14 protein-coding genes and 1 pseudogene are annotated in these 18,734 nt (G+C 56.4%); 10 read left to right on the forward strand and 5 right to left on the reverse strand.

What is annotated here, in order from left to right; translation table 11 throughout:
• Positions 1-94: 94 nt before the first annotated feature.
• Positions 95-412 (reverse strand): annotated as a pseudogene (locus HX884_RS10745) (Gfo/Idh/MocA family protein); the annotation flags it as partial.
• A gap of 192 nt (positions 413-604) precedes the next feature.
• Between HX884_RS10745 and HX884_RS10750 the strand changes: the two are divergent.
• Positions 605-1,663 (forward strand): LacI family DNA-binding transcriptional regulator, encoded by a 1,059-nt coding sequence (locus tag HX884_RS10750; protein WP_178328135.1) that lies wholly within the window; start codon positions 605-607, stop codon positions 1,661-1,663.
• Here HX884_RS10750 and msrA read toward each other — a convergent pair whose 3' ends face one another.
• Positions 1,664-2,305 (reverse strand): peptide-methionine (S)-S-oxide reductase MsrA, encoded by a 642-nt coding sequence (msrA, locus tag HX884_RS10755; protein ID WP_058683223.1) that lies wholly within the window; start codon positions 2,303-2,305, stop codon positions 1,664-1,666.
• A 225-nt stretch (positions 2,306-2,530) separates the two neighbouring features.
• Between msrA and tamA the strand changes: the two genes are divergently transcribed.
• From tamA to HX884_RS10770, 3 genes are read left to right on the forward strand one after another with little or no spacing between them, the layout of a single operon-like run.
• On the forward strand, positions 2,531-4,264 hold the full coding sequence (tamA, locus tag HX884_RS10760; protein ID WP_013095333.1) for an autotransporter assembly complex protein TamA: 1,734 nt from the start codon (positions 2,531-2,533) through the stop codon (positions 4,262-4,264).
• Positions 4,261-8,037, forward strand: coding sequence for an autotransporter assembly complex protein TamB (gene tamB, locus HX884_RS10765; RefSeq protein WP_178328136.1), 3,777 nt, complete (start codon positions 4,261-4,263; stop codon positions 8,035-8,037). The genes tamA and tamB overlap by 4 nt, the downstream gene beginning before the upstream one ends.
• A 2-nt stretch (positions 8,038-8,039) precedes the next feature.
• Complete coding sequence (locus HX884_RS10770; protein ID WP_028027890.1) at positions 8,040-8,384, forward strand: gamma-glutamylcyclotransferase; 345 nt, start codon at positions 8,040-8,042, stop codon at positions 8,382-8,384.
• Between the two features lie 128 nt (positions 8,385-8,512).
• On the opposite strand, the gene ppa is transcribed toward HX884_RS10770, so the two are convergent.
• The gene (gene ppa, locus HX884_RS10775) at positions 8,513-9,043 is read right to left on the reverse strand and encodes an inorganic diphosphatase (RefSeq protein ID WP_008501423.1); all 531 of its coding nucleotides are present in this window, start codon (positions 9,041-9,043) and stop codon (positions 8,513-8,515) included.
• Between the two features lie 309 nt (positions 9,044-9,352).
• On the opposite strand from ppa, the gene ytfQ reads away from it, so the two are divergent.
• From ytfQ to HX884_RS10800, 5 genes are all read left to right on the forward strand, one after another.
• Positions 9,353-10,309 carry a galactofuranose ABC transporter substrate-binding protein YtfQ gene (ytfQ, locus tag HX884_RS10780; RefSeq protein ID WP_044158919.1) on the forward strand — a complete coding sequence of 319 codons (957 nt, stop codon included), beginning with the start codon at positions 9,353-9,355 and terminating at the stop codon, positions 10,307-10,309.
• A gap of 131 nt (positions 10,310-10,440) precedes the next feature.
• Positions 10,441-11,943 (forward strand): galactofuranose ABC transporter, ATP-binding protein YtfR, encoded by a 1,503-nt coding sequence (gene ytfR / locus HX884_RS10785; RefSeq protein ID WP_178328137.1) that lies wholly within the window; start codon positions 10,441-10,443, stop codon positions 11,941-11,943.
• A 10-nt stretch (positions 11,944-11,953) separates the two neighbouring features.
• The gene (gene ytfT, locus HX884_RS10790; RefSeq protein ID WP_161799150.1) at positions 11,954-12,979 is read left to right on the forward strand and encodes a galactofuranose ABC transporter, ATP-binding protein YtfT; all 1,026 of its coding nucleotides are present in this window, start codon (positions 11,954-11,956) and stop codon (positions 12,977-12,979) included.
• On the forward strand, positions 12,966-13,967 hold the full coding sequence (yjfF, locus tag HX884_RS10795; RefSeq protein WP_014830436.1) for a galactofuranose ABC transporter, permease protein YjfF: 1,002 nt from the start codon (positions 12,966-12,968) through the stop codon (positions 13,965-13,967). Before ytfT ends, yjfF begins: the two co-directional genes overlap by 14 nt.
• Positions 13,968-14,060: 93 nt before the next feature.
• The gene (locus HX884_RS10800) at positions 14,061-15,632 is read left to right on the forward strand and encodes a methyl-accepting chemotaxis protein (RefSeq protein ID WP_013095343.1); all 1,572 of its coding nucleotides are present in this window, start codon (positions 14,061-14,063) and stop codon (positions 15,630-15,632) included.
• Here the strand turns inward: HX884_RS10800 and HX884_RS10805 are convergent.
• A complete protein-coding gene (locus HX884_RS10805; protein ID WP_178328138.1) occupies positions 15,604-15,963 on the reverse strand; it encodes a LysR family transcriptional regulator in 360 nt (119 codons plus the stop codon). The two genes, HX884_RS10800 and HX884_RS10805, sit on opposite strands and share 29 nt — an antisense overlap.
• A gap of 145 nt (positions 15,964-16,108) precedes the next feature.
• A complete protein-coding gene (gene fbp / locus HX884_RS10810) occupies positions 16,109-17,107 on the reverse strand; it encodes a class 1 fructose-bisphosphatase (RefSeq protein ID WP_013095345.1) in 999 nt (332 codons plus the stop codon).
• 197 nt (positions 17,108-17,304) lie between these two features.
• Between fbp and mpl the strand changes: the two genes are divergently transcribed.
• Entirely contained in the window at positions 17,305-18,678 is a 1,374-nt protein-coding gene (gene mpl, locus HX884_RS10815; protein ID WP_013095346.1) for a UDP-N-acetylmuramate:L-alanyl-gamma-D-glutamyl-meso-diaminopimelate ligase, read from the forward strand.
• Positions 18,679-18,734 lie beyond the last annotated feature (56 nt).

Here is an 18,734-nt window from a genome sequence, read left to right on the forward strand (position 1 = left end):
AACCCAGACCTATGTGCCTCGTGTTTAACTGTCCAACTTTTTGGGGTCAGTACAGGGGGAGACTTACCCGAAATCTGATTTATTCAACAAAGCCCTGCGCCGTATATACGCCGGCCGGTTTTTCACAGAGCGTGTGGATGCCGTGGCGCATTGCCAGCATTGACAAACGCGGATGCTCGTAGTGCGGCGTTGCGACAATCACCGCGTCGATAAGCCCGCTCTGAAGCATCTCCTGTGCGTCGCTGAAAAGGGGGAGGGAGCCGACCAGCTGGCGAATGGCCGGATGCTTTTCCGGTGCATTATCACAAACCGCCGCCAGGCATGCGTCACTGACCGTACCCGCCAGTAAATAACGCGCGTGGACCGTACCGATATTACCTATTCCGATAATGCCAAAACGTACCTTCTCCATGTCACACCTTAATTTCAGTTGAAATGAGGGATGACCGGAAAATAGGAAAGGGGAGCCGCAGCGACAATGTGTTTTTGTGAGAATACTCGCAAGCTGTTTAAGTAATCTCCAGGGTCTCTGAAATTTGGTTTTAAAATCAAAGCGCTGTTTCTGCAAATATTTGCAAAAACTGATTGAGAGCGAGGTCACACTATGCCGGGCAGGTTAAAAATGGAGGAGATTGCGACCCTGACGGGGTATTCCGTCAGCACGGTTTCGCGGGTATTAAGCGGCAAGTCTTATGCCAGCGATAAAGCCCGTGACGCGATCGTTCGCACCGCGCGCGAATTAGATGTTCTGGAGGCAATGGCAAGCGGAAGGCTGTTAATTAACGGTATCGCTGTCTTTGCCCCGGAAAGAACCTTTCAGGGGCGTGGAGACATTTTTTATCTGGAAGTGACCAAAGGCATTGCTGAAGCGTGCGCCCCGCATAACGTGTGGGTCAGTTGCTGCGGATTAGAAGAGCAGCACGCCGACGTGAAATTGTTTATGGAAAAGGCCAGCCATAAGAATATCAACGCAATAATAATTATTGGGACTGATGATTCCACCATCTTTAAACTGGCGAGCACGCTGAATAAGCCTTGCGTATTGATTAACTCCGTTGATCGGGATCGGGTGCTGGACGCCGTGTCTCCCGATCACCGGGCGATTGGTTTCACCGCCATGCAGTACCTTTTTGAGCAGGGGCACCGCCGTGTGCTCACGCTCACCTGCCTGCGGCGTGAGACGCTGTATGCGCGTCTGGACGGCATTAAAGAGGCGTACCGCCATTTTCACGTGGCCTTTGATCCCCAGCGTGATTTGCTGGTGACGGAGTGGTTTACGGCAGAGGAGGCTGAGCGGGCGCTGGATGCATGGCTGTTAAGTCATGACAGATCGCAGTGGCCAGAGGTGATTTTCCCGAACAGTACCAGCATGACGGAGGGGGTGATCAGGGCGTTAACGCGCCACGGGCTGCGCATTCCGGAAGACATTTCGCTCATTACGACCGATTTTGCATGGAATTTAGCGCACCGTCTGGAAAAACCGATCACGGGCGTCACGGTGCCCTGCCGTGAGCTGGGGATTGAGGCCGTACACCTGCTGCAAACGCGGCTCAACCGACCTCAGGCGCCGGTCTATAACCTGCTGTTGCAGGGCAAAGTCATGGATTACGGCTCAGTCAGTAATGCCACGCGCCACGCGGCTCGCGTGGCGCTGGATCAGTAATCAGGCAAGCTGCGGCGGCAGGCACACGCCGATGCCACCAATGCCGCAGTAGCCGTACGGATTTTTGTGCAGATACTGCTGGTGGTCGTCCTCGGCATAGTAGAACGGTTTCGCGGTGGTGATTTCCGTTGTCACCTCGCGCGTATCACCTGCGTCGCGCATGGCCTGCTGGAAACGCTCCTTACTGGCGAGTGCGGCGGCTTCCTGCTCAGGCGTGAGCGGATAAATCGCCGAACGATACTGGGTGCCATGGTCATTACCCTGACGCATACCCTGCGCCGGGTCGTGGTTTTCCCAGAATACCTGCAGCAGCTGTTCATAGCTGATGACGGACGGGTCGTATACCACGCGTACGGCTTCAGCATGGCCGGTCTCGCCGGAGCAGACTTCGCGGTAGGTGGGGTTTGGCGTATATCCGCCCGTGTAGCCCGCCGCGGTGCTGTAGACGCCAGGCAACTGCCAGTAGAGGCGTTCCACGCCCCAGAAGCAGCCCATGGCAAACAGGGCGATTTCCATGCCATCAGGTACGTTGGTCATGGAATGGCCATTCACGGCGTGTAAGGTTGCGACTGGCATAGGGGTGTTGCGTCCCGGTAATGCATCTGCTTGTGAAACCAGATGCTTTTTGTCGAATAAACTCACGATGGGGCCTCCCGGGGTGCGATGTTTCGGTTAAGGTTGTCACGAAGCGTTTAATTGAACACAATAAATGCGCTGAATGAGTCTAGATTTAATCATAAGAAATATTTGGGTGTTACACCCTTTTTCAACCCGAGAATTGGGTTTTTTGGCCAACAGGCCGTATTTTGCCGCGGAGCGGCACTTCATTTGCTTCCAGGGTGGAAACAGGGATATTCAGGAGAGAACGTGACAAAAATCCGCCAGTTATGTTTGGTCAGTGTCTTGCTGACAAGCGGGGTTGCCAGCGCGGCGAATGTCCGTTTGCAGGTTGAGGGGTTATCCGGGGCGCTGGAAAAAAACGTGCGTGCACAGCTGTCGACGATTGAAAGTGACGAAGTGACGCCGGACCGGCGTTTTCGTGCACGCGTGGATGACGCGATACGCGAAGGGCTAAAAGCCCTGGGATATTACGAACCCACCATCGATTTCGATCTCCGCCCACCGCCAAAAAAGGGGCGGCAGGTACTTATTGCCCGCGTCTCGCCGGGTGAGCCGGTGCTGATAGGCGGCACCAATGTGGTGTTACGCGGCGGCGCGCGTACCGATCGCGATTATCTGGATCTGCTCAGTACGCGGCCTAAAATCGGTACCGTACTGAATCACGGTGATTACGACAGTTTCAAAAAATCGCTGACGAGCGTCTCCTTACGCAAGGGCTACTTCGACAGCCAGTTCAATAAAAGCCAGCTGGGCATTGCGCTGGGCAGACGCCAGGCCTTCTGGGATATCGACTACGACAGCGGCGAACGCTACCGCTTTGGCGATGTGACGTTCGAAGGCTCGCAAATTCGTGAAGAGTACCTGCAAAACCTCGTGCCGTTCAAAAAGGGTGACTACTACCATTCACGCGATCTGGCCGAGCTGAACCGCCGCCTGTCGGCAACCGGGTGGTTTAATTCGGTGGTTGTTGCGCCGGAGTTTGAAAAGGCCCGCAAAACCAAGGTATTACCACTGCACGGTGTGGTGTCGCCACGCACCGAAAACACCATTGAGACCGGGGCTGGCTATTCAACGGATGTGGGGCCGCGCGTGAGGGCGACCTGGAAAAAGCCGTGGATGAACTCGTACGGCCATAGCCTGACCACCAGCGCCAGTATCTCAGCCCCGGAGCAACAGCTCGACTTCAGCTACAAAATCCCGCTGCTGAAGAACCCGCTTGAGCAGTATTACCTGGTCCAGGGGGGCTTTAAGCGTACCGATTTGAACGATACCGAGTCGGATTCCACCACGCTTGCCGTATCCCGATTCTGGGATCTCTCCAGCGGCTGGCAGCGCGCCATTAACCTGCGCTGGAGTCTTGACCACTTTACCCAGGCCAACGTCACCAACACCACCATGCTGCTCTATCCGGGGGTGATGATCAGCCGTACCCGCTCACGCGGCGGCCTGATGCCGACCTGGGGCGATTCCCAGCGTTACTCTATCGATTACTCCAACACCATGTGGGGTTCCGATGTGGATTTCTCGGTGATTCAGGCGCAAAACGTCTGGATCCGCACGCTGTATGACAAACACCGCTTTGTGATGCGCGGTAACCTCGGCTGGATTGAAACCGGCGACTTCGACAAAGTCCCGCCTGACCTGCGCTTCTTCGCCGGGGGAGACCGCAGTATCCGCGGCTACAAATACAAATCCATCGCGCCTAAAGATGATGACGGCAAGCTGATCGGGGCCTCCAAGCTGGCGACCGGCTCGCTGGAGTACCAGTACAACGTCAGCGGAAAATGGTGGGGCGCCATGTTTGTGGACGGCGGCGAAGCGGTGAGCGATATCCGCCGCAGCGATTTCAAAACCGGCGCGGGCGTGGGCGTGCGCTGGCAGTCGCCCGTCGGGCCCATCAAGCTCGACTTCGCTGTGCCGGTGGGTGACAAAGAAGAACACGGTTTACAGTTTTACATCGGTCTGGGGCCTGAATTATGAGTTTATGGAAGAAGATAAGCCTCGGAGTACTGATTTTTATCGTGCTGCTGCTCGGTACGGTGGCGTTTCTGGTGGGCACGACAACCGGCCTGCATCTGCTGTTTAACGCGGCGAACCGCTGGGTACCCGGGCTGGAAATCGGCCAGGTGACGGGCGGCTGGCGCGATCTACGTCTGAAGAATATTCGCTACGAGCAGCCTGGCGTTGCGGTCAACGCGGGCGAGTTTCACCTTGCCGTCAGGCTGGGTTGCCTGCGGGACAGTAAGCTCTGCGTCAACGACCTGTCGCTAAAAGATGTGAACGTGGCGATTGATTCGGAGAAAATGCCGAAATCAGCGCCGGTTGAAGAAGAGGACAGCGGCCCGCTGAATCTCTCGACGCCGTACCCGATTGCGCTTTATCGGGTGGCGCTGGACAACGTCAATGTCAAAATCGATGACACCACCGTATCGGTGATGGATTTCACCTCCGGCCTGCGCTGGCAGGAGAAAAACCTCACCCTGACGCCAACCACCCTGCAGGGATTGCTGATCGCGCTGCCGAAGGTGGCGGACGTGGCGCAAGAGGAGATCGTCGAGCCGAAGATCCAGAACCCACAGCCGGAAGAGAAACCGCTGGGTGAAACGCTGAAAGATCTGTTCTCGAAGCCTGTCCTGCCGGAGATGACGGACGTGCACCTGCCGCTGAACCTGAATATCGAAGCGTTCAAGGGCGAGCAGTTGCGTCTGACTGGCGACACCGATCTCACGGTCTATAACATGTTGCTGAAGGTCAGCAGCATCGACGGCAACATGAAGCTCGACGCGCTGGATATCGACACCAACCAGGGCTCTGTCAATGCCTCGGGTCATGCCCTGCTGCGTGACAACTGGCCGGTGGATATTACCCTGAACAGCGCGCTCAACATCGACCCGCTGAAAGGCGAAAAAGTGAAGGTCAAGGTAGGCGGCGCGCTACGCGACAAGCTGGATGTTGGGGTGAATCTCTCCGGCCCGGTGGACATGGTTCTGCGCGCGCAAACCCAGCTGGCGGAAGCCGGACTGCCACTTAACCTTGAGGTGGTCAGCAAGCAGCTGTACTGGCCGTTCACCGGCGAAAAACAGTTCCAGGCCGATGACCTGAAGCTGAAGCTGAGCGGCAAGATGACCGATTACACGCTGTCGTTCCGTACCGCCGTGAAGGGCCAGGACGTGCCACCCGCCACGATCACGCTGGATGCAAAAGGGAATGAACAGCAGGTTAATCTCGACAAACTGACCGTTGCGGCGCTGGAAGGCAAAACCGAGCTGACCGCGCTGCTCGACTGGCAGCAGGCGATCAGCTGGCGCGGTGAGCTGAAGCTCTCGGGGATTAACACGGCGAAAGAGGTGCCGGACTGGCCGTCAAAACTGGACGGTCTTATCAAAACCCGCGGCAGCCTGTACGGCGGCACGTGGCAGATGGATGTCCCGGAAATCAAGCTCACCGGTAACGTGAAGCAGAACAAGGTTAACGTAGAAGGTTCGCTCAAAGGCAACAGCTACCTGCAGTGGGTGATCCCGGGTCTGCACGTGGAGCTGGGGCGCAACACGGCGGATATCAAAGGCGAGCTGGGGGTGAAAGATCTGAACCTCGACGCCACTATTGATGCGCCGAATCTGGATAACGCCCTTCCGGGGCTTGGCGGCACGGCGAAGGGGCTGCTTAAGGTGCGCGGCACGGTGGATGCACCGCAGTTGCTGGCGGATATCACGGCCAGTAACCTGCGCTGGCAGGAGCTGTCCATCGCCCGCGTTCGCGTTGACGGGGATGTGAAATCCACCGATCAGATCGGCGGTAACCTGAACCTGCGCGTGGAGCGCATTTCTCAGCCGGACGTGAACATTAATCTGGTGACCCTGGACGCCAAAGGCAACGAGAAGCAGCACGACCTCCAGCTGCGCGTGCAGGGCGAGCCGGTTTCCGGGCAGCTTCACCTGACGGGGAGCTTCGACCGCAAGGCGGAGCGCTGGAAAGGGACGCTCGACAACACCCGTTTCAACACCCCGGTAGGGCCACTGGTGCTGTCACGCGCTATTGCCCTGGACTACCGCAATGCCGAACAAAAGATCAGCATTGGCCCACACTGCTGGACCAACCCGAATGCGGAGCTGTGCGTGCCGCAGACCATCGACGCGGGAGCGGAAGGGCGCGCGCAGATCACCCTCAATCGTTTTGATCTGGCGATGTTAAAACCGTTCATGCCGGATACCACTCAGGCGAGCGGCGTCTTTAGCGGGAAGGCCGCTGTGGCCTGGGACACCACCAAAGAGGGGCTGCCACAGGGCAGCGTGACGCTTTCTGGCCGCAACGTGAAGGTGACACAGGATGTCAACAACGCGCCGCTGCCGGTGGCGTTTGATACCCTGAACCTGAGCGCGGATCTGCACAACAACCGGGCCGAGCTGGGGTGGCTTATCCGCCTGACCAATAATGGCCAGTTCGACGGTAAGGTGCAGATTACCGACCCACAAGGGCGACGTAATCTGGGCGGGAACGTCTCTATTCGCAACTTCAACCTGGCGATGGTTAACCCGATTTTCTCGCGCGGTGAAAAAGCGGCGGGGATGCTCAACGCGAACCTGCGGCTGGCGGGCAACGCGCAAAGCCCGCAGCTGTTCGGTCAGATGCAGCTAAACGGTGTGGATATCGACGGCAACTTTATGCCGTTCGATATGCAGCCAAGCCAGATTACGATGAACTTCAACGGGATGAGCTCAACGCTGAACGGCTCGGTGCTGACCCAGCAGGGGCAAATCAACCTCAGCGGTGACGCCGACTGGAGCCAGCTTGATAACTGGCGCGCCCGTATCGCCGCGAAAGGCAGCAAGGTGAGGATCACCGTACCGCCGATGGTACGTCTGGATGTCTCGCCGGATATCGTCTTTGAAGCAACGCCGAGCCTCTTTACCCTCGACGGGAACGTGGACGTGCCGTGGGCGCGCATCGTGGTTCACGAGGTGCCGGAAAGCGCGGTGGGCGTCTCCAGTGATGAAGTGATGCTCGACGATAACCTCAAGCCGATTAATCAGCAAAGCGCGGGCATTCCGATCAACAGCAATCTTACCGTGCATGTGGGGAATAACGTTCGTCTGAACGCGTTTGGGCTGAAGGCACGCCTGACGGGTGACCTGAAAGTGGCGCAAGACAGACAGGGGCTTGGCCTGAACGGGCAGATCAACATTCCTGAAGGGCGTTTCCATGCTTATGGTCAGGATTTGATTGTGCGTAAAGGTGAACTGCTGTTCTCCGGTCCGCCGGATCAGCCGCTGCTCAACATTGAAGCGATTCGTAACCCGGAAGCGACAGAAAACGACGTGATTGCGGGCGTGCGCGTCACCGGTTCGGCCGACGAACCGAAGGCGGAGATCTTCTCCGACCCGGCGATGTCCCAGCAGGAAGCACTCTCTTACCTGCTGCGTGGTCAGGGCCTGGATAGCGGCCAAAGCGACAGTGCAGCGATGACCTCAATGTTAGTGGGTCTGGGGGTTGCACAAAGTGGTCAGGTTGTGGGTAAAATCGGTGAGACGTTCGGCGTAAGCAATCTGGCGCTGGACACCCAGGGCGTGGGTGACTCCTCGCAGGTGGTGGTCAGCGGCTATGTACTGCCGGGTCTGCAGGTAAAATATGGCGTGGGGATCTTTGACTCGCTGGCAACTCTCACGTTACGCTATCGCCTGATGCCTAAGCTATATCTGGAAGCAGTGTCCGGCGTAGACCAGGCACTTGATCTGCTCTATCAGTTTGAGTTTTAGCAATGCGAATATTTGTCTACGGCAGTTTACGAACCAAGCAAGGCAACAGTCACTGGATGACCAATGCCCTGTTGCTTGGGAATTACAATATCGAAAACTACCAGTTGTACAGCCTGGGCCACTATCCAGGCGCGGTTCCCGGCGAAGGAACAGTACACGGTGAAGTTTATCGTATTGATAACGCGACACTTGCCGAACTTGATGCCTTGCGCACCAGGGGCGGTGAATACGCGCGCCAGTTGATCCAGACGCCGTACGGAAGTGCGTGGATGTACGTCTACCAGCGTCCGGTCGAAGGGTTAACGCGGATTGTAAGCGGTAACTGGTTAGACAGAGACCAGTACTGAAAAAACAACGCCACCGTGAGGTGGCGTTGTTTTTTGTGCCTCTTGCCGGGGGCGTAGCGCACCCGGGCGAAACTCTCCATCCACAAAAAAGCCCCGACCAGCGGGGCTTTATCGATGTGCGGAAAGAATTACTTCTTAGCAGCGCGTTCGAAAGAGGCGATGATTTCTGCTTTCGCCGCTTCTGCGTTGTCCCAGCCGTCAACTTTAACCCACTTGCCTTTTTCGAGGTCTTTGTAGTGCTCGAAGAAGTGAGTGATCTGCGCTTTCAGCAGTTCTGGCAGGTCGTTCACATCTTTGATGTGATCGTACTCTTTGCTCAGCTTGGTGTGCGGTACCGCAACCAGTTTCGCATCTTCGCCGGATTCGTCGGTCATTTTCAGCACGCCAACTGGGCGGCAGCGAATGACTGCGCCTGGCTGCAGTGGGTATGGCGTTGGAACCAGCACGTCAACCGGGTCACCGTCCAGAGACAGGGTGTGGTTGATGTAACCGTAGTTGCATGGATAGAACATCGCGGTAGACATGAAACGGTCTACAAACAGCGCACCGCTCTCTTTGTCCACTTCGTATTTGATAGGATCTGCGTTAGCCGGGATTTCGATAACAACGTAGATGTCTTCTGGCAGTTCTTTACCCGCAGGGACGTTGAGTAAGCTCATGTCTGTGTCCTTTAAAATGGATGGTAAACAAGTGGCAGGTATTATAGCCAACTGGCGCTGAATGTCTCCGCCTGTTTTCGTCTTCTCAACGCGTTCGTCTCACTTTTCAGACCGATTCCATGGCAGAAAAATCCATAAACTCAGCCGCATTTTTCATGAAGAAATGAAAGCGATTACAAACTTGTGATTAACGTTTTATTCACTTTTCTGAAGTGTGATGTAACGCAATTCGTTACATATTTCATTGGCTATAGTCATTTCGCAGAACATCTTTTAACCAACAATAACTCACCCTACGAGGACGTTCATATGTGGAAGCGCTTACTTCTTGTCACAGCAGTTTCGGCAGCCATGTCGTCTATGGCGATGGCCGCACCTTTAACCGTAGGATTTTCGCAGGTCGGCTCTGAATCAGGCTGGCGTGCGGCAGAAACCAACGTTGCGAAAAGCGAGGCCCAGAAACGCGGCATCACGCTGAAGATCGCCGATGGTCAGCAAAAACAGGAAAACCAGATTAAAGCCGTGCGTTCGTTTATTGCGCAGGGTGTGGATGCCATCTTTATTGCGCCCGTTGTGGCGACCGGCTGGGAGCCAGTCCTGAAGGAAGCGAAAGACGCTGAGATCCCGGTCTTCCTGCTCGATCGTTCCATCGATGTAAAAGACAAATCTCTCTATATGACCACCGTGACCGCCAACAACGTTCTTGAAGGGCAATTAATTGGTGACTGGCTGGTGAAACAGGTGGATGGCAAGCCGTGTAACGTCGTTGAGCTGCAAGGTACGGTCGGCGCGAGCGTGGCCATCGACCGTAAGAAGGGGTTTGCTGAGGCCATCTCCAAAGCGCCAAACATTAAAATTATCCGTTCTCAGTCCGGCGACTTTACCCGCAGTAAAGGTAAAGAGGTCATGGAGAGCTTTATCAAGGCTGAAAACAACGGCAAGAACATCTGCATGGTTTACGCCCACAACGATGACATGGTGATCGGGGCGATTCAGGCCATTAAAGAAGCGGGCCTGAAACCGGGCAAAGATATTCTCACCGGCTCTATCGACGGCGTGCCGGACATCTACAAAGCGATGATCGACGGCGAAGCCAACGCCAGCGTGGAGCTCACGCCAAACATGGCCGGTCCGGCATTCGATGCGCTGGAGAAATTCAAGAAAGACGGCACGATGCCTGAGAAGGTGACGGTCACCAAATCCACTCTCTACCTGCCGGATACCGCGAAAGAAGAGTTAGAGAAGAAGAAAAATATGGGCTACTAAGCTCAGCCCCCTCACCCTAGCCCTCTCCCCGGAGGGGAGAGGGAAAAGGGCAGTTTGGGCAGAAAATTAAAGACTGGCACGAATAGTCCCCTCTCCCCTCCGGGGAGAGGGTCAGGGTGAGGGGGAAAACCATGACCACTGAACAACACCAGGAAATCCTCCGCACAGAGGGCTTGAGTAAATTCTTCCCCGGCGTAAAAGCGCTGGATAACGTTGATTTTAGCCTGCGACGCGGCGAGATCATGGCGTTGCTGGGCGAGAACGGTGCGGGGAAATCGACGCTGATTAAAGCCCTGACCGGGGTTTATCACGCGGATCGCGGCACCATCTGGCTGGAAGGTAACGCCATATCACCCAAAAATACCGCCCATGCGCAGCAGCTGGGGATCGGGACGGTGTACCAGGAGGTGAACCTGCTGCCGAACATGTCGGTCGCGGATAACCTGTTTATTGGCCGGGAGCCACGACGCTTTGGCCTGCTGCGCCGCAAGGAGATGGAAGCGCGGGCGACAAAACTGATGACGTCTTACGGCTTCTCTCTCGACGTACGCGAGCCGCTGAACCGTTTTTCCGTCGCCATGCAGCAGATTGTCGCCATTTGTCGCGCTATCGACCTCTCGGCAAAAGTGCTGATCCTTGATGAGCCCACCGCCAGCCTCGATACCCAGGAAGTGGAGATGCTCTTTACCCTGATGCGCCAGCTGCGCAATCAGGGCGTGAGCCTGATCTTCGTCACCCATTTCCTCGATCAGGTGTATGAGGTGAGCGATCGCATTACGGTGCTGCGCAACGGCAGTTTTGTCGGCTGCCGCGACACCCGCGAGCTGCCGCAGATTGAACTGGTCAAAATGATGCTCGGCCGCGAGCTGAAATCCAATGCGCTCCAGCGTGCCGGCCGTACGCTGCTGAGTGAGAAACCGGTCGCCGCGTTCAGTGATTTCGGCAAGAAAGGGGTCATCTCGCCGTTTAACCTGGAGGTGCGCCCCGGTGAAATTGTCGGTCTGGCGGGGCTGTTAGGCTCGGGCCGTACCGAAACCGCCGAGGTGATCTTCGGGATCAAGCCTGCAGACAGCGGCACCGCGCTGATCAAAGGTAAACCGCAAACCCTGCGCTCGCCACATCAGGCCTCCTGTCTGGGTGTGGGTTTCTGCCCGGAAGACAGAAAAACGGATGGCATTATTGCCGCCGCCTCGGTGCGGGAAAATATCATTCTGGCCTTACAGGCGCAGCGCGGCTGGCTGCGGCCGATCCCACGGAAAGAGCAAAACGCCATTGCCGAGCGCTTTATTCGCCAGCTCGGTATCCGTACCCCGAGCGCAGAACAGCCGATAGAGTTCCTCTCCGGGGGCAACCAGCAGAAGGTACTGCTTTCCCGCTGGCTGCTGACCAAACCTCAGTTTTTGATCCTCGATGAACCGACCCGCGGCATTGACGTGGGGGCGCACGCCGAAATTATCCGCCTTATTGAAACCCTGTGCGCGGACGGGCTGGCGCTGCTGGTCATCTCGTCTGAACTGGAGGAGCTGGTGGGCTATGCCGATCGCGTCATCATCATGCGCGATCGCAAGCAGGTGGCAGAGATCCCGCTGGATAAACTGTCCGTTCCGGCAATCATGAATGCCATCGCGGCGTAAGGAGTGAATCGTGATGTCTCGTTCGCTTTCGCAAACTGGCGAAACAAAACGCCGCTTCAACTGGCCGACCGGCACGCCGCAAATCGCCGCGCTGCTGGTGGTGTTGCTGGTCGATAGCCTGGTCGCACCGCATTTCTTCCAGATAATCGTGCAGGATGGCCGTCTGTTCGGCAGTCCGATCGATATTTTAAACCGCGCCGCGCCGGTGGCGCTGCTCGCCATTGGTATGACGCTGGTGATCGCCACCGGCGGGATCGACCTTTCTGTAGGCGCGGTGATGGCCATTGCCGGGGCGACGGCAGCATCAATGACCGTCGCCGGGCACAGCCTGCCAGTGGTGCTGCTGGCGGCGTTGGGCACCGGCGTGCTGGCCGGACTGTGGAACGGCATTCTGGTGGCGGTGCTCAAAATCCAGCCGTTTGTTGCCACGCTGATATTGATGGTGGCCGGGCGCGGTGTCGCGCAGCTCATTACCTCGGGGCAGATTGTTACCTTCAACTCGCCGAACCTGGCGTGGCTCGGGAGCGGCAAGCTGCTCTTTTTCCCCACGCCGGTGATTATTGCGCTGGTGACGCTGGTGGTGTTCTGGATCTTTACCCGCAAAACGGCGCTGGGCATGTTCATTGAAGCGGTCGGGATCAACATCCGTGCGGCGCGCAACGCCGGGGTCAATACGCGGCTGATGGTGATGCTCACGTACGTATTGAGCGGCGTGTGTGCTGCCATCGCCGGGGTGATCGTCGCGGCAGATATTCGTGGGGCTGATGCTAACAACGCCGGGTTATGGCTGGAGCTGGATGCGATCCTGGCGGTGGTTATTGGCGGCGGATCGCTGATGGGCGGGCGCTTTAACCTGCTGCTCTCGGTGATTGGCGCGCTGATTATTCAGGGGATGAACACCGGGATCCTGCTTTCCGGGTTCCAGCCGGAACTCAACCAGGTGGTGAAAGCGGTGGTCGTGCTCTGCGTGCTGATCGTCCAGTCACCGCGCTTTGTCAGCATCATTAAGGGGATCCGTGGCCATGATAAAACGTAATTTACCGTTAATGATCACGCTGGGCGTGTTTGTGCTGGGCTATCTCTACTGCCTGACCCAGTTCCCGGGGTTCGCCTCGACGCGTGTGATTTGTAACATACTGACGGACAACGCCTTTTTAGGCATCATCGCGGTCGGCATGACCTTTGTGATCCTCTCCGGGGGGATTGATCTCTCCGTCGGATCGGTGATCGCCTTTACCGGTGTGTTCCTTGCCAAAGCGATCGGTTTCTGGGGCATCTCGCCGCTGGTGGCGTTTCCGTTGGTGCTGGTGATGGGCTGTGCGTTTGGTGCCTTTATGGGGCTTCTGATTGACGCGCTCAAGATCCCGGCCTTTATCATTACGCTTGCCGGGATGTTCTTCCTGCGCGGCGTGAGCTACCTGGTGTCTGAGGAGTCGATCCCGATCAACCATCCGGTGTACGACACGCTCTCCAGCCTGGCGTGGAAAATCCCCGGCGGGGGCCGCCTGAGCGCGATGGGGCTGCTGATGCTGGGCGTGGTGGTCATTGGTATCTTCCTTGCCCATCGCACCCGGTTTGGTAATCAGGTCTACGCTATTGGCGGCAACGCGACTTCGGCCAACCTGATGGGGATCTCCACCCGTAGCACCACCATCCGCATCTATATGCTCTCCACCGGGCTGGCGACGCTGGCGGGGATTGTCTTCTCCATTTACACCCAGGCGGGTTACGCGCTGGCCGGGGTTGGCGTTGAACTGGATGCGATTGCCTCTGTGGTGATTGGCGGCACGCTGCTCAGCGGCGGGGTGGGGACGGTGCTGGGAACACTGTTTGGCGTGGCAATCCAGGGGCTGATCCAGACCTATATCAACTTTGACGGCACGCTCAGCTCCTGGTGGACGAAAATCGCCATCGGCATTTTACTGTTTATTTTTATTGCCCTGCAGCGCGGTCTGACGGTGCTCTGGGAGAACCGCCAGAGCTCGCCTGTTACCCGCGTGAACACATCAGTAACAGAGCGATAACATGCTGAATTTGCTTAAAGTCTAAACATTTTCCGGTAGCGGCCGATACTCTTTTTTTATGCCCAGAAATATCTCGCTACCGGAAATAACATCATGCTTAAAACGCTATCGATTCGTACCGGCTTGCTCTCTTTACTGGCCGTTATGACCCTTCTGCTGCTGATTGTCAGCGGCATTGGCATTTATGCTCTCACACAGAGTTCTTCGTCACTTCAGCGCATTAACCACCTTCAGGGTGAGCAGATGGTGCAGCTCAATTCTGGCTATACGCTGATCCTTCGTGCGCGCAACGAGGCGGGCCAGGCTGTCAGAATGATGGAAATTGGTCTGCTGGACGATGCCGCGAAATCGGTGAAAAGCATTAATCAGGAGATCGCCCTGGCGCAAAAAACGCTGAAAGGCGTGATCGACGCAGGCGTGGCCGATCCCCAGGGACAGCAGTTGCTGGATAAGGTGGCGGCCAGTCTGGCGGCCTATAACCAGCAGGGGATCAACCCAATGTTGAAGGCGCTGAACGAACAGAGCGCAGACAGCTATTACGATCTGCTGGAGAGTAAGCTCATTCCGGTAGCAAAGCAGTTTGATAACGATATGCAGGCGTTCCAGATGTGGAGCGACGCGCGCGGGAAAGCGGAAGTCAGCGCCGTGCAGTCGAGCAAAACGCGGGTTCTGGTCCTGATCGTTGTCGCGGCGCTGCTGACGGCAGGCATCATTGTGCTGGCCTGGCTGGTGCTGCGCCACATGCTGCTCAAGCCGCTCTCGGCGTCGATTGCGCAGCTGGAAAACGTCGCCGCGGGGGATTTAACCCACACGCTGAATGCCCCGGCGAGCCAGGAGTTCAACCGTCTGAACGCTGCCATCGAGGGCATGCGCCAGTCGCTGATGCACTCGGTGCTGCGGGTCCGCGATGCCAGCTCGCAAATTGATACCGGCAGCCGCGAGCTGACGGCGGGAAACAGGGATCTTGCCGAGCGCACGGAGTCCACCGCGACCTCGCTGGAGCAGACCGCCGCCAGCATGGAAGAGATCACCGCCACGGTGAAACTCAACGCGGATAACGCCGAGCAGGCGCACCAGCTGGCGAAATCTGTCTCGGATACTGCCGATCACGGCAGCGAAATGGTCTGCTATGTAATTGAGAAAATGCGCGATATCTCCGGCAGTTCGGCGCGCATTGCCGACATTCTGAGCGTTATTGACGGTATTGCCTTCCAGACTAACATTCTGGCGCTGAACGCCTCCGTGGAAGCGGCGCGTGCGGGCGAGCAGGGGCGCGGTTTTGCCGTCGTTGCGGGCGAGGTGCGCAATCTTGCCAGCCGCAGCGCCGATGCGGCAAAAGAGATCCGTTCACTTATCAGCGACTCGCAGACCCACGTTAATGAGGGCAGCGAGCTGGCGCAGCAGGCGGGCGAAACGATGGATGAGATCGCAACCGAAGTGCTGCGCATGACCAAACTGATGCGCGAAATTGCTACCGCGTCTCAGGAACAGAGCCGCGGCATTGAACAGGTGAATATTGCGGTAAATCAGATGGATGAAACCGCGCAGCAGAATGCGGCGCTGGTACAGCAATCCTCTGCCGCGACGCGCTCGCTGGAAGAGCAGTCACGCCAGCTGATGGAAGCCATGTCATCATTTAAACTGACGACGCAGAGTGTCGCATAATATTCCCCGACCCTGGTACATTCTGTACCAGGATATTATTCTCGGACAAATTAATCGCGCTAATATTATCGTGAATATTACCGAGTAATATTTCCAGATGGTGAGTTAAGGTTAACGCTTTTTCCGTCGGTTCAAGATATAACCCTTTACGGATAAATAGCGGTTCAGCAAAAAGCTGGCTAAAGCGCTTCAACGCCAGGCTCACGGCCGGGCGTGACATCTCCAGCCGGACAGAGGCCTTCGCCATGCTGCCGCAGCGGACCACTTCAATAAAGACAGGAATAAGATTTAAATCGATGCCGGTATTGGCACGGGAATAGTTTTTCGTCACGGGTACGCTCCAGGAAATATCTGTCAAACTGTTATGGAAATAATGCAGGAGCGAATCTGAATATTAAAGCGCGTTTTTTATAAACACTTATACGGTAAATTATATAAATGTATTGGGGAGCCAGAGCGGCTCCCCGGGAGAGGGATTACGCGTCCGGATACTCACGGATAAAACGTTCAACGTCTTCAACCATATGGTTGTTGCCGACGAAGAAGGAACGACGCTGGTGCAGACTTTCTGGCACGATATCCAGAATACGCTCTTTACCATCGCTCGCCTTGCCGCCCGCCTGTTCCGCCAGGAACGCCATCGGGTTGCATTCATACAGCAGACGCAGCTTCCCGTCCGGGTGGCTGGCGGTGCTTGGGTAGAGGTAAATGCCGCCTTTCAGCAGGTTACGGTGGAAATCCGCAACCAGGGAACCGATATAGCGGGAGGTGTAAGGGCGCTGCGTCGCTTTATCTTCTTCCTGGCAGAATTTGATGTACTTCTTCACGCCAGTCGGGAACTTGATGTAGTTACCTTCGTTGATGGAGTAGGTGTTGCCCTTCTCCGGGAAGCGCATACGTTCCTGACACAGGCAGAACACGCCCAGCGACGGATCGTAAGTAAAGGCATGAACGCCACAGCCGGTGGTGTAGACCAGCATGGTGGAGGAGCCATACACGACATAACCGGCAGCAACCTGCTGACTGCCAGGCTGCAGGAAATCTTCTTCTGTCACCGGCGTGCCAACAGGCGTGACGCGGCGGTAGATGGAGAAAATGGTACCGACAGAAACGTTAACGTCGATGTTGGAGGAGCCGTCCAGCGGATCCATCAGAACAACGTATTTCGCGTGTTCACACCCTTCGAATACGACAATTTCATCTTCTTCTTCAGAGGCGATACCCGCAACGATGTCGCGCGCGCGCAGTGCAGCTTTCAGTTTTTCATTTGCGAACAGATCGAGTTTCTGCTGAACCTCGCCCTGAACGTTCTCGGCACCGCTGGCACCCAGGATATCGACCAGACCGGCCTTGTTGATATCACGGTGGATGATCTTAGCGCCCAGCTTTATTGCCGACAGCAAAGCAGTGAGTTCACCGGTAGCATGAGAGAACTCGTGCTGCTTTTCGACAATAAATTCACCTAACGTTTTCATAACACTTTCCCTGCATCTTTGTGAGTAGAGCGATTGTATGTTCACTAAAACGACTAATGCCCAACAATCTTAACAAATATTCAAATAGTAGCGCAGAGGTGAATCGCGCCAGCAATATACGGATTTACCTGAAATGCGTTTCACACCCGCTAACATGTGAGTAAAATGTGCGCCACATTGAAGAAGGATAGTGACGTATGCGCATTCATATATTGGGGATTTGTGGCACTTTCATGGGCGGACTGGCAATGCTGGCGCGCTCGCTGGGCCATGAAGTGACAGGTTCGGACGCCAATGTGTATCCGCCGATGAGCACGCTCCTGGAAAAACAGGGCATCTCTCTGATTCAGGGTTATGATGCCAGCCAGCTGGATCCCGCGCCGGATCTGGTGATCATTGGCAACGCCATGACGCGAGGTAATCCGTGCGTTGAGGCGGTACTGGAACGCAATATTCCGTTCATGTCTGGCCCACAGTGGCTGCATGATTTCGTCCTGCGCGACCGTTGGGTTGTTGCCGTGGCCGGTACGCACGGTAAAACCACCACCGCCGGTATGGCGACCTGGATCCTTGAAGCTTGTGGTTACAAGCCTGGCTTTGTCATTGGCGGCGTTCCGGGCAATTTCGACGTGTCTGCGCGTCTGGGGGAGAGCCCGTTCTTTGTGATCGAAGCCGATGAGTACGACTGTGCGTTCTTCGACAAGCGCTCCAAGTTTGTACACTACTGCCCGCGCACGCTGATCCTCAACAACCTTGAGTTCGATCATGCGGATATCTTTGACGATCTGAAAGCCATTCAGAAACAGTTCCACCACCTGGTGCGCATCGTTCCGGGTCAGGGCCGTATCATCCTGCCGGAGAACGACATCAATCTTAAGCAGACCATGGCGATGGGCTGCTGGAGCGAGCAGGAGCTGGTGGGTGAGCAGGGCCACTGGCAGGCGAAAAAACTCAACGTGGATGCCTCGGAGTGGGAAGTGTGGCTCGACGGCGAGAAAGTGGGTGAGGTGAAGTGGGGCCTGGTTGGCGAACACAACATGCACAACGGCCTGATGGCAATCGCTGCCGCACGCCATGTGGGTGTTCAGCCTGCGGATGCGGCGAATGCACTGGGTTCATTTATCAATGCCCGTCGCCGTCTGGAGCTGCGCGGTGAAGCCCACGGCGTAACCGTGTATGACGATTTCGCGCACCACCCAACTGCTATTCTGGCGACGCTTGCAGCGTTACGCGGCAAGGTCGGCGGTACCGCGCGCATTCTGGCGGTGCTGGAGCCACGCTCTAACACCATGAAAATGGGCATCTGCAAAGACGATCTCGCGCCATCCTTAGGGCGTGCCGACGAAGTCTTCCTGCTGCAGCCGCAGCATATTCCGTGGCAGGTAGCTGAAGTGGCCGATGCCTGCATTCAGCCTGCGCACTGGAGTGCGGATGTTGATGCTCTGGCGGATATGGTGGTGAAAGCCGCTCAGCCGGGTGACCATATTCTGGTGATGAGTAACGGCGGTTTTGGTGGGATCCATCAGAAGCTGCTGGACGGTCTGGCGAAAAAGGCTGAGGCCGCAGAGTAAAAAAAAGCCCGGTGGCGCTAGCGCTTACCGGGCCTACATTACTCTTCTCCCTCTCC

The sequence above is a fragment of the Enterobacter sp. SECR19-1250 genome, assembly GCF_013391025.1.
Lineage (GTDB): Bacteria > Pseudomonadota > Gammaproteobacteria > Enterobacterales > Enterobacteriaceae > Enterobacter > Enterobacter cloacae.